Source organism: Nonomuraea sp. NPDC026600, assembly GCF_040638335.1.
Lineage (GTDB): Bacteria > Actinomycetota > Actinomycetes > Streptosporangiales > Streptosporangiaceae > Nonomuraea.
Genome location: NZ_JBEZYD010000055.1, coordinates 1 through 22,783, shown reverse-complemented (window position 1 = coordinate 22,783; position 22,783 = coordinate 1). Strand labels below are relative to the sequence as shown.

The window sequence follows — 22,783 nt, the reverse complement described above, 5'->3', positions numbered from 1 at the left end:
TACATCCGCCCCACACGTGCAGCATCACGTTCATACCGGGTATCCCGTATCACGCCATGACCTGTTACAGCGCGAAATCAGAGCTCGGCGTCATCGACCCCTCGAGCGGCCATCCCAGCAAGACCCCGATACCGGAGTGCTACGCGGGTATGCGGCGGCTGAGCAGGGCCAGCAGGCCGATCATGATCAGCCCGAGCGCGGTCAGCCCGGCCCGGTCGGCAAGGGTTTCGGCGTTGGCCACCACCCCGAAAGCGGTGTGCGCCACCAGCGCCCCGCCGGCCAGGGCGAGGCTGTGCCGGTCCGTCCACCCGGAGCCCGTCGTCCAGCGGCGTACCAGCCATCCCGCGAGCACCGCGAGGATTGCCGCGACCAGCATCGGCACCGCCACCCAGCCGCCCTGGGTGAAGGCGGGCTGCGTGGCCCCGCCGAAGGGGAACAGCAACGCGAGGTAGCCGAACGCGACGATGCCCCCGAAGACCCCCACAGTCCACGAACCGGGCGCCGCACTCGTACCGGCGGCCGGAGCGGATGCGTTTGGGGCGGCGGGAACGAAGCGCAGTGCCGCTGCCGCGAGCAGCGCCACAACCGCCAGGCAGCCCACCACCACCGCTACCGGAGCTTGGTAGCCGGGGTCGATGAAGCCCGCCACACTCCACCGCAGCAGGGCCCCGCCCAGCACGAACACCACCCCGGCCACCACCAGCCCCGTCCCCTTCAGGTACGGCCGGTCGCGCAGGCTGGGAAACATCAGGTCGGCCAGCAGGATCGGCAGCGCCACACTGAACACGGCGTGGTAGGGCAGGTTGAGTTCGGCGACGATCGGGGTGATCACCGCGAGTAGCAGCGCGGCCCACCGGCCGCGCCCGCTGGGGTCAGATGTGGTCATGCCGCCACGGTGCCGCGCGCCGGGCAACCGCCGCTGCTACCCGAAGACCGGTCCGTGGCCACTTCGGTCCTCTTCCGTCGCCCACCTCGGTTATCTGCTGGCTGTTACTTCCAGACTTTGGTCGCTTACGCACGGGTCGCCGGCGGGCTAGCATCTGCGGTCATGTTCGTGGCCAGCGCGGAGGACGTACGGCCCGGTTGGATTCGGTCGCGGCGTGACTGGGCGGTCGGGGCGGGCGGTTTCGTGCTCGCGCTCGCCGGGGCGGTCGCGGTCGTCTGGGGAGATCTGACGGGTGGCACACCAGGCTGGTACCTGGTGGCCGACGTGGCGGGTGGTGCGCTGGCCTGTGCGGGCTTGTGGGTGTGCCGCAGGTGGCCGGTGGCCATGGGGCTGGCCGTCATCGCGCTGTCAGTGCCCGCGGCGGCCGCCTCGGTGGCGGCCGGGATCGCCGCGCTGATCGCGGCCCTGTATCGACGGCCGCCCGCCGCGATCGCCGTGGGAGCCGCGGGGGTGGTGGCGACGCTGGTCAGGTTCGCCTGGCGGCCGCCGGGGCTGGCGCCCTATCCGGTGTGGGCGCTGGTGGGCGTGCTGTTCGGGGTCGCGCTGACCGGCTGGGGCATGCTGGCGCGTACTCGACGGGAACTGGTGTTCTCGCTGGCCGAGCGGGCTCGGCGGGCCGAAGCCGACCAGCGGCTGCGTGCCGAAGAGGCGCGCCGGGCGGAGCGGATCGGCATCGCGCGGGAGATGCACGATGTGCTCGCGCACCGGCTGTCGCTGCTGGCGGTGCACGCCGGGGCGCTGGAGTTCAACGCGGGGGCGACGCCGGGCGATGTCGCGGCGGCCGCGGGGGTGATCCGGTCGAGCGCGCACCTGGCGTTGGAGGAGCTGCGTGCGGTCATCTCGGTACTCCGTGACGCGCCGCCGTCTGATGACGGCTCGTTGACGCGTGGCCGGCCGGATCTTGTGCCGCTCGTGGAGGAGTCCCGGCGGGCTGGGATGCGGGTCGAGCTGTGCGACCACGGGCTGCGGTTGGCGGATCTGCCGGACGCCACCGGCCGTGCCGCCTACCGCATCGTCCAGGAAGGTCTCACCAACGCTCGCAAGCACGCGTCCGGCCTGCCGGTCACGGTCCTCCTGTCCGGTACGGCGGGCGCCGAGCTGAGGGTCGAGGTACGCAACCCGTCGCCTGGCCAGACGGCATCCGGAACGGACACCGAGCCAGGCGGTGGGATCGGAGGACTCGTGCCCGGGGCCGATCTCGGGCTGACGGGGGCCGGGGCGGGGTTGGCAGGGCTGGCGGAGCGGGCGGTGCTGGCGGGTGGGCGGTTGGAGTGCGGGCCCGTGGTGGGCGGCGGGTTCCGGCTGGTGGCATGGCTACCATGGCCGGTGTGAGTGACTCGCCGCCGATCCGGGTGCTGATCGTCGATGATGACGCGCTCGTCCGTGCCGGTCTGACGCTGATGCTCAAAGGGGCGGCCGATCTCCTCGTGGTGGGGGCGGTGGCCGATGGTGGTGAGGTGCAGGCCGCGGTCGACCAGTACGCGCCCGATGTGGTGCTGATGGACATCCGGATGTCCGGGCTCGATGGCATCGAGGCGACTCGGCGACTGCGCGGTCGGCCCGGTGCGCCCGAGGTGATCGTGCTCACCACGTTCGACGCCGACGAGCACGTCTTCCGGGCGTTGCGGTCGGGGGCCAGTGGGTTCCTGCTCAAGGACACCCCGCCGGAGGGGATCGTCGATGCCATCCGCCGGGTCGTGGGCGGCGAGCCGATACTGTCGCCGAGCGTCACCCGGCGGTTGATCGCGCACCTGGTGCCCGAGGAGGAGAGTCGCCGTCGTGCTGACGCCCGGATGGTGCTGGCGCGGCTCAGTGAGCGTGAGCATGAGGTGGCGCTGGCGGTCGGCCAGGGTAAGCCGAACGCGGTCATCGCCGCCGAGCTGCACATGAGCGTCGGCACCGTCAAGGGCTACATCTCCCGCATCCTCACCAAGGCGGCCCTGGACAATCGGGTCCAGCTCGCCCTGGTCGTCCACGACGCGGAGAGCTCGTCATGAGGGACGTCGAGAGCTCGTCATGAGGGCTGTGTGGAGGCTCGCAAGGTGAGTTCGATGGGGTGGATCCGTTCGGTCCCCGCCGGGCTCGTACCCCTCAGCAGGTCGAACAGCAGTTCCGCGCACCGTACCCCCGCCTCCCTGGGCCGCAGGTCGATGGCGGTGATGGGTGGGTCGGCCTGGAGCATCGCGGGGCTGTCGACGCAGGACGCGAGCAGCAGGTCGCGGCCCTCCTCGCGAAGGAGCGGCAGCAGGTCCGTGGCCGATCCGGCGGGACCGCAGACCAGCGCGTCGACGCGCGGCTCCAGCGCGAGCAGGTCGCGGGCGGCCTGGTGGACCTCGCCCGCCGAGCAGTCGAAGGGGACCGTGCGGACCAGCGGGTCCACGCCGTGGCGGGTGCACCAGTCGCGGAAGCCCCGGTGTACGGAGGCGGCCCAGTCGCTCATGTCGCCGGCCACGATGAGCGCGGGACGGGTCGCGCCGGAGGCCCGCAGGTGGTCCATGAGCCGGCCCAGCATCTCGGCGTGTTCGGAGCGCACCACGCCGTCGGCCCGCCCGGTGCCGGTGAAGCGTTCGCAGGTGACCGTGGGCAGGCCGGTGTCCATGAGCTTGGCCACGATCGGGTCGTCGCCGAGGGGGTCGCCGAGGACGAGGCCGTCGACGCGCGGGGTGCGGCGGCCCGAGGTGATCAGCGTGACGTCGTAGTCGTTGTCGGCCGCCCCCCGCACGACCCCGAACACGAACGACATGTAGTAGGACGAGCGGGTGAGCACCTCGGGCACGTGCAGGCCGATGGTGCCGGTGCTCGCGCGGCGCAGGTGCCTGGCCGACCCGTTGGGTACGTAGCCGAGCGCGTCGGCCGCCTCCATCACCCGGGCCCTGGTCTCTTCCGACACCCTGCCGGAACCCCTGAGCGCGTCGGACGCGGTCGTCTTGGAAACCCCTGCCGTCTTGGCGACCGTGAGGATAGTGGCCGGCTCGTCTGCGCGCACGCCCCGATGTTAGCGCCACCGTTGTTCTGTTTCCGCCACGTATCGACCTGGCCAAAGGTCTTGTCCTCGCCCTGACACGGAAGTATGTTGACCCGCATGCCGGAACGTTCCGGCAGTGCGATGAGCAGTGCAATGAGCAGGGCAGCGAAAGGGGCGAAAGCCGGATGGCAGCTGGACGGCGGGTTCTCGGCGTCGGGGAGCGGTCTCATCCGCTCGACCCGCTCAGCGCGCAGGAGATCGAGGACGTCAAGCGGATCATGACGGACGACGGCGTGCTGGCCGTCACCGGCCGGGTGGCCTACCTCGGGATCGAGGAGCCCCCGAAGGAAGTCGTGCTCGGCGCGGCCCCCACGGCCCGGCGGGCCCGCGCCCTTGTGCTCGATCTGGCGAGCGAGCAGGCCCAGGACGTCGTCGTCTCGATCACCGAGGGACGGGTGGCGGAGCGCCGGCCGATCGACCCGATCACCGACGGCCAGGTTCCCATGCTGGACGAGGAGCACGAGCTGGTCCGGCAGGTGCTCGGCGCCGACGCCGGGTGGGCCGAGGCGCTGGCCACGCGTGGCCTGGACGACACGGCTCTGGTGTGGCTCGCCGCGCTGTCGGCGGGCAGCTATGGTCTGCCGGGCGAGGAAGGCAGGCGGATCGCCCGCGTCCTGGCCCACCTGCGGCCCACTGAGGAGAGCCTGCCCTGGGCGCACCCGATCGACGGCCTGGTGGCCTTCGTCGACCTGCTCAAGGGCGCGGTGATCGAGATCGTCGACACCGGCGCGCAGCCCATCCCCGCCGAGGCGGGCGACTACCACCTGGAGCGCGAGCACCGCACCAGCCAGCGGCCCATCCACATCACCCAGCCGGAGGGCCCCAGCTTCGGCATCGACGGCAACCTCGTCACCTGGGAGAAGTGGAACGTCCGCCTCGGCTACGACATGCGCGAGGGCCTGGTCCTGCACCAGATCGGCTTCGACGGCCGGCCGATCGTCTACCGGGCGTCGGTGGCCGAGATGCTGGTGCCGTACGGCGACCCGAGCCCGATCCGGTTCTGGCAGAACTACTTCGACACCGGCGAATACCAGCTCGGTAAGCTGGCCAACTCGCTGGAGCTGGGCTGCGACTGCCTGGGCGAGATCACCTACTTCGACGTCATCGTCACCGGCGGTGACGGCTCGCCCCAGGTGCTGCCGAACGCGATCTGCATGCACGAGGAGGACTACGGCGTGCTGTGGAAGCACACCGACCCGGCCAACGGCTCCCGCGAGACCCGCAGGCAGCGGCGGCTGGTCATCTCCTTCTTCGTCACCGTCGGCAACTACGACTACGGCTTCTACTGGTACCTCTACCTGGACGGCACCATCGAGCTGGAGGTCAAGGCCACCGGCATCGTGTTCACCGGCGCCTATGACGAGCGGGCCGCACCGTACGGCTCGCAGGTGGCGCCGGGGCTGGCCGCGCCGTACCACCAGCACCTGTTCTCCGCGCGGCTGGACATGATGGTCGACGGCCCGGCCAACGCGGTGGACGAGGTGGAGGTCGTCCGCCTGCCCATGGACGAGGGCAACCCGTACGGCAACGCCTTCGGCCGCAAGGTCACCCGCCTGCGCACCGAATCGGAGGGGCGGCGCGACGCGGACCTCGCCACGGGCCGGACCTGGCACGTGGTCAACCCGGCGGTGACCAACCGCCTGGGCGAGCCCGTCGGCTACGCGCTGTACCCCGAGGGCCTGCCCACCCTGCTCGCCCACGAGGACTCCTCGATCCGCGCCAGGGCGGAGTTCGCCACCAGCCACCTCTGGGTCACCAGGTACCATCCCCGGGAGCGGTATCCGGCCGGTGACCTGGTCAACCAGCATCCCGGTGGCGCCGGTCTGCCCGCGTACACGGCGGCGGACCGCGACATCGACGGCCAGGACATCGTGCTGTGGCACACGTTCGGGCTGACCCATTTCCCCCGTACCGAGGACTGGCCGATCATGCCCGTCGACACGTGCGGATTCACCCTGAAGCCCGCCGGCTTCTTCGACCGCAACCCCACGCTCGACGTCCCGCCGAGCAGCCAGGGCTCCTGTCACTAGAGATGAGGCGTCATGCGATACAGACTGGCCGGTAGCGTCGCGGCACTCGCGTTGGCCACTTCCGCCTGCGGCGGCGGGACGGCGGCGGCCCCGCCGGGCACCGCCGCGACCGGCTCGACGGCCGCCCCCGGCTTCCTGGCCGTGGCCGACGACAAGCTGCCCGCGGGCGGCGCGCTCAACGTCGCGGTGCACATCGACAGCGGCGCGGCGACCGGGCTCGACCCGCAACTCGCCGACGTGGCCACCTCCTGGCAGCTCATGTCGCTGGTCTACGAGACGCTGGTCACCGTGGGGCCCGACTTCACCCCGCAGCCGCGGCTCGCCGAGAGCTGGGAGAACCCGACCCCGACCGAGTACGTGTTCCACCTGCGCAAGGGCGTCGCCTTCTCCAACGGCAGGGAGATGACCGCCGACGACGTGGTGGGCAGCCTGAAGCGGCTGCTGGCCGCCAAGTCGGTGTGGCGGGGGCAGCTCGGCCCGGTCGAGAAGGTGGCCAAGGTCGACGCGGCCACGGTCAAGGTCACGCTGGCCAAGCCGTACACGCCGTTCCTGGCGGCGCTGGCCAACGTGCCCGCCGCGATCCTGCCGATGAAGGAGATCGAGGCCAAGACGCTCGACCCGGCCAAGGAGATGCTCGGCACCGGGCCGTTCAAGGTGCAGGCGCACCGCCAGGACGTGTCCTGGAATTTCGCCCGCAACGAGCATTACTGGGACAAGGGGAAGCCGGCCGCCGACAGCCTGACCGTCACGATCGCGCCCGAGGAGGCGGCCCGCGTGGCCGCCGTGCAGAACGGCAGCTCCGCCCTGGCCGCGCTGGGCAACGTCGACTCCGCCGCGATGCTGGCCGGAGCCGCGAACGTCCAGGTCGCCACCCAGGCCACCACCGACTTCTACTACCTGATGCTCAACTCCAAGAACCCCAAGTTCGCCGACCCCCGGGTCCGCCAGGCCCTGAACATGGCCCTGGACCGCAAGCAGATGGCCGAAGTGGCGCTCGGCGGCCAGGGCAGGCCCACCGGCGTCACACCCGCAGGCCTGCCCGGCGCCTGCGACCCGGCCACGCTGCCCTCGGCCACCGCGGGCGGCGCCGCGAAGGCCAAGGAGCTGCTGGCCCAGGCGGGCGTCGCGAACCTGTCGTTCACGCTCAGCATCTACTCCACCGAGCCGGCCCCCGCCGTCGCCCAGGTGATCCAGCAGAACCTCCAGCAGGCCGGCGTCGCCGTCAAGATCGAGCAGATGGACGAGGCGAGCTGGTCGGGCAAGGTGTACGGCAAGGTGCCCGCGACGTTCGACGCCGCGCTGTCGTGGTTCGCCGGGTACGCCGACCCCGGCATGGTCACCACCTGGTGGAACCCCGACGTGGCCGGCTTCAACGTGGGCTTCATGCAGGCCGACAAGGACCTCAACAAGCTGATCGCCGCCGCGACCGAGACCCCGTCGGGCGCCGAGCGCGACAAGGCGCTGGCCGCGGTGTGCGCCAAGGTGGACACCGACGCGCAGATGATCCCGCTGGTCACCCGCCCGGCCACGGTCGCCTACCGCGCCGACGCGGTCAGCCCGAGCCTGTACGCCACCGAGGGCTACGGCAACCTGCTCCGGCTGGTCGCCGACGCCCGGGTCAAGAAGGGCTGACGATGCGGCTCCTGCTGTGGTGGGCGGGCCGGGCGCTGAGCTCGGCCGTCACCCTCCTCGGCATCTCCGTCCTGATCTTCGCGGCGCTCCGGCTGATGCCGGGCGGGTTCGCCGAGACGATCCTGGGCCCGTTCGCCACCCCTGAGCAGAAGGCCGAGCTGGCCGCCAGGTACGGGCTCGACCAGTCGGTGTTCGCGCAGTACGGGCACTGGATGGCGGCGGTCGGCACCGGGGACTTCGGCACCTCGATGATCAGCGGGCAGCCGGTCGCGGGCGAGCTGTGGACCAGGCTTCCGGTGACCGCCCAGCTCACCCTGCTCGCCGTCGGCGCCGCCCTCCTGACGGGGGTGCCGCTCGGCGTGCTGACCGCGCTGCGCGCCCGCCCCGGAGGCGGCGGCGCCGCCGGGCGGCTGCTCAGCGGGCTGGGCGTGAGCGTCCCCGAGTTCGCGCTGGGCAGCCTGGTGGTGTTCGTGGTCTCCCGGTACGGCCTGCAGACCAGCGGCTATCTGCTGCCCGCCGCGGTGCTGTCGATCTTCGCCATCTCGGCGACGGCCAGGACGACCCGTGACGCCGTGCTGAACGTACTGGTCGAGCCGCACGTCACGGCCGCCGTCGCCCGGGGCGAGACGCCGTGGTTCATCGTCAGGCACCACATCCTGCGCAACGCCGCGGGACCCGTGCTGACGCTCACCGCGACGATCACCGCCTACCTCCTGGGTGGCGCGCTGATCGTGGAGTACCTGTTCAACCTGCCGGGCATCGGCTCGTACATCGTCCAGGCCGTGGGACGCAGGGACTACGCGGTCGTGCAGGCGGGCGTGCTGCTGGCGGCCACCGTGTTCATCGTCATGAACGTCCTGATCGACCTGCTGGTCGGCCTGGTCGACCCGAGGCTCGGGAGGCGCGCGTGAACAGGACCACGCGGGTGAAGGCGCGGCGGCTTGATCCGCTGTCGCTGACCGGCCTGGGCTGCCTGCTGCTGCTCGTACTGGTCGCGCTCGGCTCGCTGGTGCACGCCGGCGGGGACCCCGACGCGATCGTCGGGCCGAGGCTGCGGCCGCCGGGGCCGGGCTGGTGGCTGGGCACCGACAACCTGGGCCGCTCGATGCTGCCGCGCGTCATGGAGGGCGTCGGCACCACGCTGCTGCTCTCCTCGGCCGCCGTCCTGGTGACCGCCGCGCTCAGCGCGGGCTTCGGCATCCTCGCCGGATACCGCGGCGGCTACCTGAACGAGCTGGTCATGCGGGTGGTGGAGCTGCTCTACTCCTTCCCGGCCATCGTCCTGGCGATCCTGGTGGCGGCGGTCGCCGGGCCCGGCCAGCTCGCGGCGGTGGCCAGCATCGTGCTGGTCACGATCCCGCTGATGATCCGGCTGGTACGAGCCGCCGCCGTCGCCGTGGCCGAACGCGACTACGTGACCGCCGCGGCCATCAGCGGCGCGGGACTGCCCCGGATCCTCGGCCGCCACATCCTGCCGAACGTGGCCGGCACCATCGCGGTGCAGGGCACCTACGCGTTGTCGGTCGGCATCTCGGTCGAGGGCGGTCTCAGCTTCCTCGGCTTCGGCGTGCAGCCGCCGCAGGCGTCGCTCGGGGTGCTGATCCGCCAGGGTGGCACCTACATGATGGCGGCCCCCTGGCTGATCATCGGGCCCGGCGTCGTGCTGGTGCTCGCCATCCTGTCCATCAACGTGCTGGGCGACGGGCTGCGCGACCGGTTCGAGCCGAGGGAGACGAGGGCACTGATATGAGCGCGCTGCTCGAAGTGGACGGCCTGGAGGTCGACTACGGAACGGCCCGCGCCCTCGACGGCGCCGACCTGCGGGTGGCGGCGGGCGAGGCCGTCGGGGTCGTGGGCGAGAGCGGGTCCGGCAAGTCCACGCTCGGCGCGGCGATCGGCCGCCTGCTGCCCCGCCAGGCGGTGGTCACCGCGGGCACGGTGCGCGTGGCCGGCGAGCCGGTACTGGACCTGCCGCCCGCCGCGCTGCGGCGGCTGCGCGGGCAGCGGCTCGGCTTCGTCTTCCAGGACCCGATCGCCTCCCTCGACCCGACCATGCGGGTCGGCAAGCAGCTCAAGCTCGTCCTACGAGCACAAAGCCGCGACGGTCGTGACGGCGGTCGAGGCGGTCGCCGAGGTCGGGTTGACGGGGATGTGGCTTTTCACCTGGGGCGGGTCAAGCTCGACGACCCGCGCGTGGCGGCCGCCTACCCGCACCAGTTGTCCGGCGGCATGGCCCAGCGGGTGGCGATCGCGCTGGCCATGGCCGCCTCGCCCGAGCTGCTGGTCGCCGACGAGCCGACCGCCTCGCTCGACAGCCAGGTGCGCGAGGAGGTGCTGAACGTGGTGTTCTCGCTGGCCCGCGAGGAGGGCACGAGCATCGTCTGGCTCAGCCACGACCTGCCGGCCGTCGCCCGCAGATGCGACCGCGTGGCGGTCATGTACGCCGGGCGCGTCGTGGAGAGCGGCCCCGCCGCCGAGGTGCTCGGCAACCCCGTCCACCCCTACACCGCCGCCCTGGCCAGATCGGCCCCCGCAGCGGCCACCCCCGGGGTGCGGCTGGAGCCGGTGCCCGGCCGCCCGCCGGTCCTGACCGGCCCCTCGGCCGGCTGCGCGTTCGCGCCCCGCTGCCCCTTCTCCGAGGACCGCTGCACCACCGAGCGCCCCGAACCGGTCCGCGTCGGCGCCCAGGACGTGCTCTGCCACCGGGCCGCCGAGCTGGAGGTGATCGCGTGATCCTCGATCTCACCGACGTCACGGTCTCCTTCACCACGGGCCCGCCGCTGCGCCGCACCCGGCTGGACGCCATGCGCGGCGTCTCGCTCCGCGTCGCCGAAGGCGAGACGCTCGGCCTGGTGGGCGAGTCGGGCTCGGGCAAGACGACCACCAGCCGGGTGGCGCTCGGGCTGCAGCGGCCCACCTCCGGCACGGTCAGGTTCGACGGCCGCCCCTTCCCCCGGCGGCGCAAGGACCTGGCCGGACGGATGCAGGCCGTGCTCCAGCACCCGCACTGGTCGCTGAACCCGAGGATGCGCATCGGCCAGAGCGTCGCCGAGCCGCTGGCCGTCCTGGGGAAGGACGCCGGTTCGCGGGTCCCCGAGGCGCTCGAACAGGTCGGCCTGGAGCCCGGCTTCGCCGACCGCTACCCGCACGAACTGTCCGGTGGCCAGCGGCAGCGGGTGTCCATCGCCCGCGCGCTGATCACCCGGCCGGGCTTCATCGTCTTCGACGAGGCCGTCAGCGCCCTGGACGTCTCCGTTCAGGTGCAGATACTCAACCTGCTCAAGGACCTCCAGGCGGAGTACGGCTTCGCCGCGCTGTTCATCTCCCACGACCTCGGCGCCGTCCGCTACGTGGCCGACCGGATCGCCGTCATGCGCGGCGGCGAGGTCGTCGAGACCGCCGACGCGGTCACCTTCTACTCCGCACCCGAACATCCGTACTCACGACAACTCCTGGAGTCCCTGTGACCCTCGCTCCCGTGTCGGCCTTCGCCGCCGGCGTGCCCGGTAACTCCGACCTCACGCTGACCCCGCAGCCCAGCCCGGGACGCGGCTCGGTCGCCTTCGACCTGCCCGGCGTGTACGTCGGCACCGCGGAGTACGGCGAGGGCCCCACCGGCTGCACCGTCGTGCACGTCCCCGCGGGCGCGCGGACCGCCGTGGACGCCCGCGGCGGGGCGGTCGGCCTGAGCGGCGGCTACGACTACAACCACGCCATCTGCCTGACGGGCGGCTCGGTGTACGGGATGTCGGCGATCGCCGGGGTCAGCGAGGAACTGCTGGCCGGCCGGAGCAACCGGACCAAGTGGGATGAACTGCAACTCGTCTCGGGTGCGGTGATCTATGACTTCTCCACCCGGGACAACGCCGTACACCCCGACGGGCGACTGGGCCGCGCCGCGCTGCGCGCCGCCGTCGAGGGCGAGTTCCCCGTGGGCAGGTGCGGCGCCGGCCGCAGCGCCAGCGCGGGCAAGGTCGAGTTCGACAGGGCGGAGTTCGCCGGGCAGGGCGCCGCCTTCGGCACCTTCGGGGCGGTCAAGGTCCTGGTGGCGACGGTGGTCAACTCCGTGGGCGTGGTCGTCGGCCGCGACGGGACGATCCTGCGCGGCAACTACCACGCCGGCGAGGACGCCAGGCGCCATCCGAGCGTGGACTACGCGATCGCCTCGGACGCTCCGGCCGTCATGGGCAACACCACACTGACGGTCATGATCACGAACGTACGGCTGGCCGACGTCGAGCTCACCCAGCTCAGCCGCCAGGTGCACGGCTCCATGAACCGCGGCATCCAGCCGTTCCACACCCAGAACGACGGCGACGTGCTGTTCGCGCTGACCACCGACGAGGTCGAGCTGGGCGGGCTCAAGCCGGCCGGGCTGGGCGCGCTGGCGTCGGAGATCGCCTGGGACGCCATCCTGAGCAGCGTGGAGTAGGCGGGATGTACAGCTTCCCGCGTTTCGCGGCACCAGGTCCCGCGCACGTGGCGCGGCTGGTACGGGAGAACCCGTTCGCGCTGGTGATCACCGCGACCGGCGGCGTACCCGTGGCCACCCACGTGCCCGTCATCGTGGAGAGCGGCGGCGAGTCCACGTTCGTGGGCGCGACGCTGCTCGGCCACATGGCCAGAGTCAACCCGCACTGGCGGGCCTGGGACCCGGCTGCCACCGCTGATGGGTCCGCGCCCAAAACGCCCGAGCCCAAAACGCCCGCGTCAAAGGCGCCCGAGGTGCTCGTGGTCTTCTCCAGCGCGCACGGCTACGTCTCGCCGACCAGCTACGCGGTCGACCCCGCAGTGCCGACCTGGGACTACGCGGCCGTCCACCTGACCGGCCTGATCGAGCCGTACCCCGACCCCTTGGACGTCGTGCGGCGCACGGTGGAGGCGATGGAGTCGCCGCGGACGCCGAGCTGGCGGCCCAGCCCGGCCTCCGAGGAGGTCTTCGCCAGGATCGTGTCCGGCGTGGCGGCCTTCCGCGTACGGGTCACGGCCGAGCAGAGCGTGTTCAAGCTGAGCCAGGACAAGGACGACGAGCAGCGCCACCGGGTCCACCGCGACGCGGGCGCCGCCGTTGCCGCACTGATGGACGAGGTGGACCCCAGATGACGTTTCCCTCCTATACCTCCTCCTGCCTCGACGCGGCGGGACGCGGCAGGCAGTTCGGCGCCCGCTGGCGCGAGGCCGTACACGCCAATCTCGACGGCTATCTGCGGCTGTTCGAGGTGAGCGGTGCTGACCAGGGGCGGGTCAGAGAGCTGGGCGAGCAGGCGCTCGACAGCACCGCCGCGTGGGCGCCGGAGCTCGCCGAGGAGATCGGCGGCATCGCGGCGGGGTGCGGCCTGGAGCCCTGGCAGGTCGCCGTCGTCAACGCGCGCACCGAGATCCTGGCCGCGCTGCGCCACGACGGGGAGGGCGAGTGCTCCACCGCCGTCGTGCTCGGCGGCGGGCTGCCGCCGCGCACGACGCAGACCTGGGACTGGCACGACCACCTGCGCGACGCGCCGCTGCTGTGGGCGTACGAGCCGCGCGAGGGACACAAGGTACGGACCTTCACCGAGTTCGGGGTGCTGGCCAAGATCGGCGTGAACAGCGCGGGACTGGGCGCGCACTTCAACATCCTGCGCCACGAGTCGGACCACGCCGACGCCGGCGTGCCCGTGCACGTGGTCGCCCGCCGGATCCTGGACGAGGCCGCCACCCTGGAGCAGGCCACCGAGATCGCCAGGTCGGCCAAGACGTCGGCGTCCACCGTGATCACCGTGGTCACCGAGGAGGGCGCCAGGTCGCTGGAGATCTGCCCGGACGGCGTCGCGGTCGTCGAGGCGGACGCCGCCGGCGTACTGCTGCACGCCAACCACTTCCTGGACGGCGCGCTGAGCGCGGGGGAGCGGCTGGGCACCGAGCGGCCGGGCACCTACGCCAGGCTCGAACACCTGGAGGAGCGGACCGGCGAACTGGGCGACCCGGACGCCACAGCCAGGGCGCGGGCGATGACCTGCCACGCGCCGGTGGCGCCCGTGTGCGCGCACGCCGACCCCGCGCTGCCGCTCGACCAGCGCTGGGAGACGCTCGCGGTGATCAGCCTGGACGTGGCCGCGGCCGAGATGCGGGTGCACAAGGGCAGGCTCTGCCAGGTCACCGGTTCGACCTGGCAGACCTTCTGAACCCGTCAGTGGAACGCGGGCACCCCGGTCAGCGCCTTGCCCACCACCAGCGTGTGGATCTCCGAGGTGCCCTCGTAGGTCAGCACGGACTCCAGGTTGACCGCGTGCCTGATCACCGGGTACTCCAGGGTGATGCCGCTCGCGCCGAGCAGCGTGCGGCACGTCCTGGCGATGTCGATCGCCTCGCGCACGTTGTTCAGCTTGCCGACGCTCACCTGCTCGGGGGTCAGCTCGCCCCGCTCCTTCAGCCGCCCGAGATGCACCGCCAGCAACAGGCCCTTGCCCAGCTCCAGCGTCATGTCGGCGAGCTTCTCCTGGGTGAGCTGGAAAGAGGCGAGCGGCCGGGCGAAGATCTCCCGCTCGGCCGCGTAGGCGAGCGCCGTCTCCAGGCAGTCGAGCGCCGCGCCCATCGCGCCGAACACGATGCCGAACCGGGCCTCGTTCAGGCAGCCGAGGGGCCCGGACAGGCCGCGCGCGCCGGGCAGCATCGCCTCCTGCGGGAGCCGCACGCCGTCCAGCACCAGCTCGCTCGTCACGCTCGCGCGCAGGGAGACCTTCCGCTTGAGATCGTGTACGGCGAAGCCGGGCATGCCCGCGGGCACCAGGAAGCCGCGGATGCCCTCCTCGGCCCGCGCCCAGACCACGGCCACGTCCGACACCGAGCCGTTGGTGATCCACATCTTGGTGCCGTTCAGCACCCAGTCGGAGCCGTCGCGCTTGGCCGTCGTCCGCATGCCCGCCGGGTCGGAGCCGAAGTCGGGCTCGGTGAGGCCGAAGCAGCCGATGCGCTCACCGGCCGCCATCGCGGGCAGCCACTCCTGCTTCTGCTCCTCGCTGCCGTACTTCCAGATCGCGTACATGGCCAGCGAACCCTGCACCGAGACCAGGCTGCGCAGGCCGGAGTCGGCCGCCTCCAGCTCCAGGCAGGCCAGGCCGTAGGCGACGGCGCCGAGGCCCGCGCAGCCGTACCCGTCCAGGTGCATGCCGAGGACGCCGACGGACCCGAGCGAGCGGGCCAGCTCGCGGGCGGGCAGCGCGCCCGCCTCGAACCAGTCCGCGACGTACGGCCGGATCTCCCGGTCGCACACCTGGCGGACGGTCTGGCGGATGTCGCGTTCCTCGTCGGTGAGCAGAGCGTCGATGGCGAAGAGGGCGGAGGGGTGCATTTCTACGCTCCCTGTATTTTGGATCCAATATTGATTATCCAATATGACACAGTTAAGGTGCGTTGACCATGGACATCCTGAACCTCGTGGACGGCCGCTGGATCGAGGGATCCGGTGCGGAGTTCACCGACACCAACCCCGCCCGGCCGGAGGAGGTCGTCGCCCGCGGCCACGCCGCCTCATCCGAGCAGGTGGAGCAGGCGATCCGCGCGGCCCGCGCCGCCGCCCCCACCTGGCGGGCCACCCCGCACCACGAACGCGCGGCCGTGCTCGCCGCGGCCGCCACCCTGATCGACGACGCCGCCGAGGAGTGGGGCCGCGAGCTGAGCCGCGAAGAGGGCAAGACCCTGCCCGAAGGCGTGGCGGAGGTACGCGGCGCGGCCAGGATCCTGCGCTACTACGCCGCCGAGGCCGACCGGGAGAGCGGCGAGATCTACGCCTCCCCGCGCCGCGGCGAGAACCTCCTCGTCATGCGCAAGCCGGTCGGCGTGGCCGGGGTGATCACCCCGTTCAACTTCCCGATCGCCATCCCCGCCTGGAAGCTGGCGCCCGCCCTCACCTACGGCAACACGGTCGTGTGGAAGCCGTCCTCGCTCGTCCCGCTGCTCGCCACCCGCCTGGCCGGCGCGCTCGTCGACGCGGGCCTGCCCGCGGGCGTGCTCAACCTCGTGTACGGCGAGGGCGACGCGGGCGCGGCGATCATCGGCCACCCCGGCGTGGACGTGGTCTCCTTCACCGGGTCCACCGAAGTGGGCCGGGCCGTCATCGCGCGCTGCGGCGAGCTGGCCAAGCCGGTGCAGACCGAGATGGGCGGCAAGAACGCCGCCGTCGTCCTGGCCGACGCCGACCTCGACCACGCGGCCGAGCAGGTGTGCCTGGGCGCGTTCCGGTCCACCGGGCAGAAGTGCACGGCGACCTCCCGGCTGGTGGTCGAGGAGTCCGTCGCCGACGAACTGCTGCGCAAGGTGGCCGCCAAGGCGGAGGCGCTGGTCGTCGGCGACCCGCTCGGCGCCGGGGTGGACATGGGCCCGCTGGTCAGCGCCGCGGCCAGGGACCGGGTGTCGGCGGGCGTGCGCGACGCGCTCGGGCAGGGCGCCACCGTGCTGGCGGGCGCCCGTCCGTACACCGGCGGCGGCGATCTCGCGGCCGGCTGGTTCACGCCGCCGACCGTGCTCGCGCTGCCGGGCACCGACGTGGACCTGTGGAGCAGGGAGCTGTTCGGCCCCGTCGTGGGCGCCGTGCGGGCGTCGGGCCCCGAGGAGGCGCTGCGGCTGGCCAACCACAGTGAGCACGGCCTGTCGGCGGCGATCTTCACCAGGGACCTCGGCGTGGCCCTCCAGGCCGTCGAACACCTGGAGGTCGGCGTGCTGCACGTCAACTCCGAGTCGGCGGGCACCTTCCCCTGGGTGCCGTTCGGCGGGCGCAAGCTCAGCGGCTTCGGGCCCAGGGAGCAGGGGCGCGCGGCCCGCGAGTTCTTCACCCAGACCGTGACCGTCTACCTCGGCGCCCCGGCATGAGCGGCTCCCTGTCCGGGCTGCTGGTCGCCGACTTCAGCCGGGTGCTGGCCGGCCCGTACGCGACCATGCTGCTGGCCGACCTCGGCGCCGACGTCGTCAAGGTGGAACGCCCCGGCGCCGGCGACGACACGCGCTCGTGGGGACCGCCGCACGCCGGGGGAGTGGCCACCTACTTCCTGGCCGTCAACCGCAACAAGCGCTCGATCGCCCTCGACCTGCGCGACCCCGCCGACCTGGAGGTGGCCCGCGCGCTGGCCGCCCGCGCCGACGTGCTCGTCGAGAACTTCAAACCGGGCACCATGGACCGGCTGGGCGTCGGCTACTCCTCCTTGAGCGCCGCCAACCCCGGGCTGGTCTACTGCTCGATCACCGGGTTCGGCGCGGGCAAGGGCGCGGAACTGCCGGGGTACGACCTCATCGCGCAGGCCGTCGGCGGGCTGATGAGCGTGACGGGCGAGCCGGACGGTCCCGGCACGAAGGCGGGCGTGGCCCTCGTCGACGTGATCACCGGACTGCACGCGGGACTCGGCGTGCTGGCCGCGCTGCGCCACCGCGACGCCACCGGGCAGGGACAGCGGGTGTCGGTGTCGCTGCTGTCGTCTCTGCTGTCGGCCCTGACCAACCACGCCTCCGGGTACGCCGCCGCCGGCGTGGTGCCGAAGGCCATGGGGAACCGGCATCCGAGCATCGTGCCGTACGAGGTGTTCCAGGCCGCCGACCGGCCGATCGTCATCGCGGCCGGGAACGACCGGCAGTTCCGCGCCCTGTGCGAGGTGCTGGGCCGGGCCGACCTGGCGGAGGACGTGCGCTTCGCCGCCAACACCGGCCGGGTCGCCTGCCGGGAGGAGCTCGTGGGCGAGCTCGACCGGGCCCTGGCGGCGCGCACCGCCGACGAGTGGTTCGCCGCGCTCACCCCGGCCGGGGTGCCGTGCGGGCCGATCAACACCCTGGACGCGGCCTTCGCCTTCGCCGCGGAACTCGGGCTGGAGCCACTGGCCGGTGATCAGGTGGCCAACCCCATCGGCCTGGGCGCGACGCCGCCCGAGTACCGCCTCCCGCCGCCCTCGCTCGGGCAGGACGCGGACTGGGTCCGTGAGATATTGGGGCAATGACCTCGGTAGAAGGGCACCGCAGGCCGCCCACGGCCCAGCAGTTCGTCCTGGAGGAGCTCAGGCGGGCGATCACCACGGGCCGCCTGCGCCCAGGCGACCCGATCAGGCAGGAGGCGCTGGCCGAGGAGTTCGACGTCAGCCGGGTCCCGTTGCGCGAGGCGCTGAAGACCCTGGAGGGCGAGGGGCTGGTCACCTACAAGGCGCACCGCGGCTACTGCGTGCAGCGGCTGTCGCTCGACGACCTGCGCGAGGTATACCTGATCCGCGAACTGCTCGAGGCCGAGGCGGTCCGCCGCGCGGTCGAGCACCTCACCGACGCCGGCCTGGAGGCGGCCGAACGCGCGCAGGCCGAGGTCGAGCGGGCCGCGGCGGCGGGCGACGTGCTGGAGATGGCCGAGGCCAACCGCCGCTTCCACATGACCATCTTCGAGTGGTCGGAGTTGCCGCGGCTGGTCCGGCTGATCAGAACGCTGTGGGACTCCACCGACGCCTACCGGTCCCTGTACTACGGCGAGGAGCCCAACCGGCAGCGGGTCATCGAGGAGCACCGCGCCACACTCGACCTCCTGCGCCGCCGCGACGCGGAGGCCGTGGTGCTCGTGCTGGCCGCGCATCGCGCCCACGCGGTGACCGCCATAGAGGCGCGGTTGTCCCCTGGTACGGTCGGCTGACCGGCGGGTTCGGCGCGGCGGACTTCTGATCCGACGGTCGCAGGTTCGAATCCTGCAGGGCGCGCTTTGATCATGGTCTGACCTGTGGTGATGCGGGATCGGATGCGTTCTAGAATTTTCGTCTAGCGTTTGTGTGCTCCGTGCGTGCTCGCCCGCACCAACCCCGCACACACCATGATCCATTCACCGTGCGCCTCACCACACCCCGCCTCATCAACCTCTCTCGGCGGCTTCATCCGACCGCACGAGATCGACATAGCCAGCGCGCGATCGGAGCAGACGGCGGGAGGAAGAACACCCCGAGGTCCCCCCGCCCGATGATCTTCCAGTCATCTCGCGTGCCCCATCAGCAGAGCGCTCCACATGGCATCTGCCGCATGGAAGGACCAGCGATCACTCTCATGAATGACGCTCTTCCCGTCTCGGAGAGCCGTCCGGCGGATGAACCGCAACCCGCCGAGCGTGATCAGTTCGTAGAAGACCTCATCGCAGTCGCAGGTCCACTGCATAACCCGGCCGTCCGGCTCACCCCCGCGTGGAGCGTTCCACGCCAGCTCCTCGCAGTGCGACTGCACGGCTGACACATGCGGCGCCGTGCAATAAGGGGGAAACCGCCAGTGACCGACCACCCAGCTCACCCCTTCACCCCACGCTCTCTGCGCGCGACCCCCGCCGCCACGCCTTCCCCTGCGCAGACAGGCACGACCTGACCCGTGAACGTCTCCGCCCAGACCGCGCACTGCCCCGCACCCAGCAAGCGCACGCCCCACCTGAGCGAGACCTGCTCGACCAGCCACAGACCCCGCCCATGACAGTCATCACCACCGGACTCACGCGCCTGAGGAACCGTGTCCGCCCCGTCATCGGTCACCTCAACGCGGACGACCTCGGCATCAACGGCGACGACATCCACCGTCACCACCCCGCCATGAAGCCCGGAGGCGGTATGGAGCAGCGAATTGGTGACCAACTCGCTGATGATCAGCAGCGCATTCTCCATGTCCCGATGCCCTGCCGCCGTCAGCATCTCCTCGACGCAGTGACGAGCCACCGCCACCGAATGCGCCACCCCCGGCAACACGAATTCACCAAGAAAGCGCTCGTTCACAACGCCACCCCCGTCCCCAACGCCGCTTGCTGGAACGCCGCACGGCGAGCAGCCCGTTCAGGCTCCGCAGCCACGTGACAGGCGTAGAGCGCCCGCTTTCGCGAACTGTCCCAACCCACGCGCCACCAAAACCACGAACCGTCGCACCACACGACCAAGCCCACCCAGGCCGACACCACGGCCAAGCCATAACCAGCATGGACATCAGCCCTGATCGAGTAGACCTCCCCTAGGACGCGTCGCAGCTCTTGAGCAGCGGTCATCGCCGGAGGCGATACGGCCACCTTGTGCATTCCGTATGTAGCCACGGCACTACCTTTCGGACACGTGATGCCGATGCGGACGTAAGCACATGAACACGAAAAGTCATGGTCCCTGGTCATGGGTGCCTAACGGTCTCGATCGCGTCACCCATCCTGTACGTTGACAGTCAAATTCGCAATGTCAATCTTTGACTGTTCCGATTAATGAGTGAATGTCCGACGCCGATAGATGGCTCACAGTCACAAGCGATAGCGTGGGAGTGCCATGATCAGCGACAGACACAGTCCTACGGTTCGCCGACGCCGTCTCTCAGCAGAGTTGCGCCGTCTCCGAGACCAGGCCCAGATGACCTCCACCGAAGTCGCCGAGACTTTGGAATGGTCGCGGGGGAAACTGAGCCGCATTGAGAACGCTCAGTGGCAGCGCCCCAATCCGCGTGACGTTCAAGACTTGCTTGACGTGTACAGAATCACTGACGTCGAGCAGCGAAACGCGCTCATCACTCTCGCCAGGGAATCCCGCCAGCAGGGTTGGTGGACCGCCTACAAAGATGTCCTCGCAGGTAGCTACATCGACCTGGAAGCTGAGGCGTCTGTCCTCCGCACCTTTGAACCGCTTGTGATCCCGGGGCTTCTCCAGACCGCCGACTACGCGGAGCGGACCATGCGGGCCGCTCTTCTGCGTGATCCTGAGGAGATTCCCCGCAGGGTGGCGCTACGCATGAACCGCCAAAGTATCCTGACCAAGGATCGACACCCGGCATTTCATGCGATCATCGATGAGGCCGCGCTGATACGCCCGATGGGCTCTGCCGCCATCCAACGCGCCCAGCTACAGAAGCTTGTCGAAGTCGGCTCGCTGGAGCACGTCACACTTCAGATCATGCCACTAAGCAGTGGGATGCACCCTGGCCTTGCCGGCCAGTTCGTGATCATGGACTTCCCGGACGATCCCCCAATCGTCTATATCGAGACAGGAACTGACGGCTTGTATCTGGAGAAGCTCGACGAGCTTGCCCGTTATACACTGGTTTTTCAGCACCTTTGCACAACGGCGCTCGCCCCGGAAGCATCGGTTGCCTACCTGTCCGACATGATCAGCAAGCTTAAGTGAGGCAACTTCCCATGGATCCCGTTTGGCGGAAGAGTTCACGAAGCCAAGGATCGACCGACAATTGCGTTGAGATCGCCCCAATCGGGGACATGATTGGCATCAGGGACTCTAAGGATCGACAAGGCCCCAAGCTGATCTTCACAAGGTCCGAGTGGGATGCCTTTGTGCAAGGAATCAAGGCCGGAGAGTTCGACTACATAGCGTAACTCTCGCGGGCCACCCTGAAAGCCGAGGTTTAACCATGGCCTCCGGTACTACATTCAGAGATCTTGAGATTTTGGCCTGCGACGCGGTGTAGTTGATTCATCGTCGGTGTGTGACCTGTTCTCTCACCTACGATCTGGTCGTGTCCTGGGATGCGGAGCTGACCGCGTTGACCGAGTGGGTCGCTGGGCCGATGTTCACCCGGCCTGAGCCGCGCGTGACCTTTCCTGACCTGGTTCGGAGCCTGCTGGCCGATGTGCCGCGGAAGAATTGCTGGCAGTTGGCCAATCACATCGGGCACGTCAAGGCTTACCGGTTCGAGCATCTGCTGAACGGCGCCAAGTGGGACGCCGATGCCCTGCGCGATGAGGTGCGTTCCTATGTGCTGGGCCACCTGGGCCGGCCGGACGGGGTACTGATCGCCGATGACACCAGCGCGATCAAGAAGGGCGACTAATGCCGATCTCGGCATTAGTCGCCTTATGACGAGCACGTCGTAATGCCGATGAGGCTTGTGTTGCTGCATGTCACGTGTGGTGTCACTTCGCGATACTCGTAATAATTCTTGCCGATTTGGGCGTAACTATCGCCGGGGTGGGGCGTCTTGTCAGTGGGGGTGTCCTCGACAAGACGGAGGCGTTCATGGGGCGGATTGTGGTGGAAGGGCCGCTGGCCTCGTTCGCGGATGGGCTGCGCGGCTACTTGGCTGTCGGGGGGTATGCGCTCGATACGGTACGTGATCACGTCCATTTACTCGCCGAGCTGAGTGATTGGCTGTCGGCTCGGGACATGACGGTCGGAGATCTGACCGAGTCGGTCGCCGAAGAGTTCCTGCGGGCCCGTCGTGCTACCGGTCTCCGGATCGGTGTGACGGAGCGGGCGCTGGCACCCACGTTGAGGTATCTGCGGAGCCTGCAGGCCGTGCCGCAGCCCAGTTCTCGGGCGCCGGTGACCTTCCAGGAGGTCGCGCTGGAGCAGTACCGGCGTCATCTGGCAGGCGAACGGGGGGCGACCGAGGGCACGATCAAGCACTCGCTGCCCGTCCAGGCCGCGTACCTGCACCGCGAAATACCAGCTGCCGTGATCGTCGTCCACCGGCAGACGCGGGCACGTCACGCCTCGCTGACGTCCCGTTGCCGCATCCACACAGCCGCATCGCCTGCTGACCTGCACACGAGTCTTTGCCATCGGTCTCACCTCCACCCCTACGGTGTGCGACGACAGACGCGCCAGCTAGAGCTCGGACTCGATCAGGGGTGACCCCAGGTCAAGTGTCCGGAGAACGGGGAAGCTCACGCGCTGGCCGGCACGCCGGGGATGGGCAAGACCAACACCTTGCGACGGTCGCAGGCGCAGCCCTGATTGCGCAGGGAAACCCCAGATCACAGTGCGAAACCGTGTTTTCGAGCGGGACAGGCTGGAGTTCGCGCCGCCACGCGAAACCCTCACATGGTCGTGACCTGGGCGGATTTGATTATCGGCAGGCACATCTCTAATGATCATGAAAACTGGGCGAACACAGTTGAGCCACATGCGAGACACACCCGCATCGCTTGGGATGCAATATCGCCATCAACCTGCTCATCCCATGACCTCTCAAGGACCGCCCTCATGCCCTCCTGGCTCGGCCCCCTCGACGTCGCTGACAAGGTCGCGTCCGTCCTCAGCCTGCTCGTCGCGGTGATCGCACTCATCGTCAGCATCCACTTCGCGCGCAAGGCCACTGGAACGCGCGCCCTCAGTGACCCTTTTTCATCCTCAGGCGGCCTGAGCAACGCGGTGGTTCTGGAGGACGGCGATGGCCTTGCAGAGGTGGCCGGCCTTGCTCGGACTG

General features: G+C 70.3%; 23 protein-coding genes. 19 read left to right on the top strand and 4 right to left on the bottom strand.

From position 1 onward, the window contains the following. Positions 1–139 precede the first annotated feature (139 nt). Positions 140–886 (bottom strand): hypothetical protein, encoded by a 747-nt coding sequence (locus AB0F17_RS60355; protein ID WP_358044646.1) that lies wholly within the window; start codon positions 884–886, stop codon positions 140–142. A gap of 162 nt (positions 887–1,048) precedes the next feature. On the opposite strand from AB0F17_RS60355, the gene AB0F17_RS60350 reads away from it, so the two are divergent. Together AB0F17_RS60350 and AB0F17_RS60345 are read left to right on the top strand one after the other, a co-directional pair. Then, the gene (locus AB0F17_RS60350; RefSeq protein ID WP_358044643.1) at positions 1,049–2,278 is read left to right on the top strand and encodes a histidine kinase; all 1,230 of its coding nucleotides are present in this window, start codon (positions 1,049–1,051) and stop codon (positions 2,276–2,278) included. After that, positions 2,266–2,943 carry a response regulator transcription factor gene (locus AB0F17_RS60345; protein ID WP_358044640.1) on the top strand — a complete coding sequence of 226 codons (678 nt, stop codon included), beginning with the start codon at positions 2,266–2,268 and terminating at the stop codon, positions 2,941–2,943. Before AB0F17_RS60350 ends, AB0F17_RS60345 begins: the two co-directional genes overlap by 13 nt. A gap of 17 nt (positions 2,944–2,960) precedes the next feature. Here the strand turns inward: AB0F17_RS60345 and AB0F17_RS60340 are convergent, their stop codons facing one another. Next, a complete protein-coding gene (locus tag AB0F17_RS60340; RefSeq protein ID WP_358044638.1) occupies positions 2,961–3,932 on the bottom strand; it encodes a LacI family DNA-binding transcriptional regulator in 972 nt (323 codons plus the stop codon). A 164-nt stretch (positions 3,933–4,096) separates the two neighbouring features. Here AB0F17_RS60340 and AB0F17_RS60335 point away from each other — a divergent pair, with 164 nt between their 5' ends. From AB0F17_RS60335 to AB0F17_RS60295, 9 genes are read left to right on the top strand one after another with little or no spacing between them, the layout of a single operon-like run. Next, positions 4,097–6,001 carry a primary-amine oxidase gene (locus tag AB0F17_RS60335; protein ID WP_358044635.1) on the top strand — a complete coding sequence of 635 codons (1,905 nt, stop codon included), beginning with the start codon at positions 4,097–4,099 and terminating at the stop codon, positions 5,999–6,001. A 12-nt stretch (positions 6,002–6,013) separates the two neighbouring features. Next, a complete protein-coding gene (locus AB0F17_RS60330; protein ID WP_358044632.1) occupies positions 6,014–7,633 on the top strand; it encodes an ABC transporter substrate-binding protein in 1,620 nt (539 codons plus the stop codon). 2 nt (positions 7,634–7,635) lie between these two features. Beyond that, positions 7,636–8,544, top strand: a complete 909-nt coding sequence (locus tag AB0F17_RS60325) for an ABC transporter permease (protein WP_358044629.1) — start codon at positions 7,636–7,638, stop codon at positions 8,542–8,544. Beyond that, positions 8,541–9,383: an ABC transporter permease gene (locus AB0F17_RS60320; RefSeq protein ID WP_358044626.1), complete on the top strand. Its 843-nt coding sequence runs from the start codon at positions 8,541–8,543 to the stop codon at positions 9,381–9,383. The genes AB0F17_RS60325 and AB0F17_RS60320 overlap by 4 nt, the downstream gene beginning before the upstream one ends. Then, entirely contained in the window at positions 9,380–10,366 is a 987-nt protein-coding gene (locus AB0F17_RS60315) for an ABC transporter ATP-binding protein (protein ID WP_358044623.1), read from the top strand. The genes AB0F17_RS60320 and AB0F17_RS60315 overlap by 4 nt, the downstream gene beginning before the upstream one ends. Continuing rightward, the gene (locus AB0F17_RS60310; RefSeq protein WP_358044620.1) at positions 10,363–11,100 is read left to right on the top strand and encodes an ATP-binding cassette domain-containing protein; all 738 of its coding nucleotides are present in this window, start codon (positions 10,363–10,365) and stop codon (positions 11,098–11,100) included. Before AB0F17_RS60315 ends, AB0F17_RS60310 begins: the two co-directional genes overlap by 4 nt. After that, the gene (locus AB0F17_RS60305) at positions 11,097–12,065 is read left to right on the top strand and encodes a P1 family peptidase (protein ID WP_358044617.1); all 969 of its coding nucleotides are present in this window, start codon (positions 11,097–11,099) and stop codon (positions 12,063–12,065) included. Before AB0F17_RS60310 ends, AB0F17_RS60305 begins: the two co-directional genes overlap by 4 nt. A gap of 5 nt (positions 12,066–12,070) precedes the next feature. After that, a complete protein-coding gene (locus AB0F17_RS60300) occupies positions 12,071–12,736 on the top strand; it encodes an FMN-binding negative transcriptional regulator (protein ID WP_358044614.1) in 666 nt (221 codons plus the stop codon). Then, on the top strand, positions 12,733–13,794 hold the full coding sequence (locus AB0F17_RS60295) for a C45 family peptidase (RefSeq protein WP_358044612.1): 1,062 nt from the start codon (positions 12,733–12,735) through the stop codon (positions 13,792–13,794). Before AB0F17_RS60300 ends, AB0F17_RS60295 begins: the two co-directional genes overlap by 4 nt. 5 nt (positions 13,795–13,799) lie before the next feature. Here AB0F17_RS60295 and AB0F17_RS60290 read toward each other — a convergent pair whose 3' ends face one another. Continuing rightward, complete coding sequence (locus AB0F17_RS60290) at positions 13,800–14,960, bottom strand: acyl-CoA dehydrogenase family protein (RefSeq protein ID WP_358044609.1); 1,161 nt, start codon at positions 14,958–14,960, stop codon at positions 13,800–13,802. Positions 14,961–15,028: 68 nt separating this feature from the next. Here AB0F17_RS60290 and AB0F17_RS60285 point away from each other — a divergent pair, with 68 nt between their 5' ends. From AB0F17_RS60285 to AB0F17_RS60275, 3 genes are read left to right on the top strand one after another with little or no spacing between them, the layout of a single operon-like run. Beyond that, entirely contained in the window at positions 15,029–16,477 is a 1,449-nt protein-coding gene (locus AB0F17_RS60285; protein WP_358044606.1) for an aldehyde dehydrogenase family protein, read from the top strand. After that, a complete protein-coding gene (locus AB0F17_RS60280) occupies positions 16,474–17,589 on the top strand; it encodes a CoA transferase (RefSeq protein WP_358044603.1) in 1,116 nt (371 codons plus the stop codon). Before AB0F17_RS60285 ends, AB0F17_RS60280 begins: the two co-directional genes overlap by 4 nt. Continuing rightward, on the top strand, positions 17,586–18,260 hold the full coding sequence (locus AB0F17_RS60275; RefSeq protein ID WP_358044600.1) for a GntR family transcriptional regulator: 675 nt from the start codon (positions 17,586–17,588) through the stop codon (positions 18,258–18,260). Before AB0F17_RS60280 ends, AB0F17_RS60275 begins: the two co-directional genes overlap by 4 nt. Positions 18,261–18,894: 634 nt before the next feature. Here AB0F17_RS60275 and AB0F17_RS60270 read toward each other — a convergent pair. Next, a complete protein-coding gene (locus AB0F17_RS60270) occupies positions 18,895–19,368 on the bottom strand; it encodes an ATP-binding protein (RefSeq protein ID WP_358044597.1) in 474 nt (157 codons plus the stop codon). A gap of 528 nt (positions 19,369–19,896) precedes the next feature. Between AB0F17_RS60270 and AB0F17_RS60265 the strand changes: the two genes are divergently transcribed. The 5 genes from AB0F17_RS60265 to AB0F17_RS60245 all read left to right on the top strand — a co-directional run. After that, positions 19,897–20,745, top strand: a complete 849-nt coding sequence (locus AB0F17_RS60265; RefSeq protein ID WP_358044594.1) for a helix-turn-helix transcriptional regulator — start codon at positions 19,897–19,899, stop codon at positions 20,743–20,745. A gap of 11 nt (positions 20,746–20,756) precedes the next feature. Further along, complete coding sequence (locus AB0F17_RS60260; RefSeq protein WP_358044592.1) at positions 20,757–20,951, top strand: DUF397 domain-containing protein; 195 nt, start codon at positions 20,757–20,759, stop codon at positions 20,949–20,951. A gap of 110 nt (positions 20,952–21,061) precedes the next feature. Continuing rightward, the gene (locus AB0F17_RS60255; RefSeq protein ID WP_358044589.1) at positions 21,062–21,406 is read left to right on the top strand and encodes a transposase; all 345 of its coding nucleotides are present in this window, start codon (positions 21,062–21,064) and stop codon (positions 21,404–21,406) included. Positions 21,407–21,543: 137 nt separating this feature from the next. Then, positions 21,544–22,209, top strand: a complete 666-nt coding sequence (locus AB0F17_RS60250; RefSeq protein WP_358044586.1) for a hypothetical protein — start codon at positions 21,544–21,546, stop codon at positions 22,207–22,209. 351 nt (positions 22,210–22,560) lie between these two features. Continuing rightward, on the top strand, positions 22,561–22,783 hold a 223-nt coding region (locus AB0F17_RS60245; protein WP_358044583.1), incomplete at its 3' end, for a hypothetical protein.

Bases quoted from the DNA above. Each gene is read 5' to 3' on its own strand.
- AB0F17_RS60355 (WP_358044646.1), bottom strand. From the start codon at position 886: ATGACCACATCTGACCCCAGCGGGCGCGGCCGGTGGGCCGCGCTGCTA.
- AB0F17_RS60350 (WP_358044643.1), top strand. From the start codon at position 1,049: ATGTTCGTGGCCAGCGCGGAGGACGTACGGCCCGGTTGGATTCGGTCG.
- AB0F17_RS60345 (WP_358044640.1), top strand. From the start codon at position 2,266: ATGGCCGGTGTGAGTGACTCGCCGCCGATCCGGGTGCTGATCGTCGAT.
- AB0F17_RS60335 (WP_358044635.1), top strand. From the start codon at position 4,097: ATGGCAGCTGGACGGCGGGTTCTCGGCGTCGGGGAGCGGTCTCATCCG.
- AB0F17_RS60330 (WP_358044632.1), top strand. From the start codon at position 6,014: ATGCGATACAGACTGGCCGGTAGCGTCGCGGCACTCGCGTTGGCCACT.
- AB0F17_RS60325 (WP_358044629.1), top strand. From the start codon at position 7,636: ATGCGGCTCCTGCTGTGGTGGGCGGGCCGGGCGCTGAGCTCGGCCGTC.
- AB0F17_RS60315 (WP_358044623.1), top strand. From the start codon at position 9,380: ATGAGCGCGCTGCTCGAAGTGGACGGCCTGGAGGTCGACTACGGAACG.
- AB0F17_RS60300 (WP_358044614.1), top strand. From the start codon at position 12,071: ATGTACAGCTTCCCGCGTTTCGCGGCACCAGGTCCCGCGCACGTGGCG.
- AB0F17_RS60295 (WP_358044612.1), top strand. From the start codon at position 12,733: ATGACGTTTCCCTCCTATACCTCCTCCTGCCTCGACGCGGCGGGACGC.
- AB0F17_RS60290 (WP_358044609.1), bottom strand. From the start codon at position 14,960: ATGCACCCCTCCGCCCTCTTCGCCATCGACGCTCTGCTCACCGACGAG.
- AB0F17_RS60285 (WP_358044606.1), top strand. From the start codon at position 15,029: ATGGACATCCTGAACCTCGTGGACGGCCGCTGGATCGAGGGATCCGGT.
- AB0F17_RS60280 (WP_358044603.1), top strand. From the start codon at position 16,474: ATGAGCGGCTCCCTGTCCGGGCTGCTGGTCGCCGACTTCAGCCGGGTG.
- AB0F17_RS60275 (WP_358044600.1), top strand. From the start codon at position 17,586: ATGACCTCGGTAGAAGGGCACCGCAGGCCGCCCACGGCCCAGCAGTTC.
- AB0F17_RS60265 (WP_358044594.1), top strand. From the start codon at position 19,897: ATGATCAGCGACAGACACAGTCCTACGGTTCGCCGACGCCGTCTCTCA.
- AB0F17_RS60260 (WP_358044592.1), top strand. From the start codon at position 20,757: ATGGATCCCGTTTGGCGGAAGAGTTCACGAAGCCAAGGATCGACCGAC.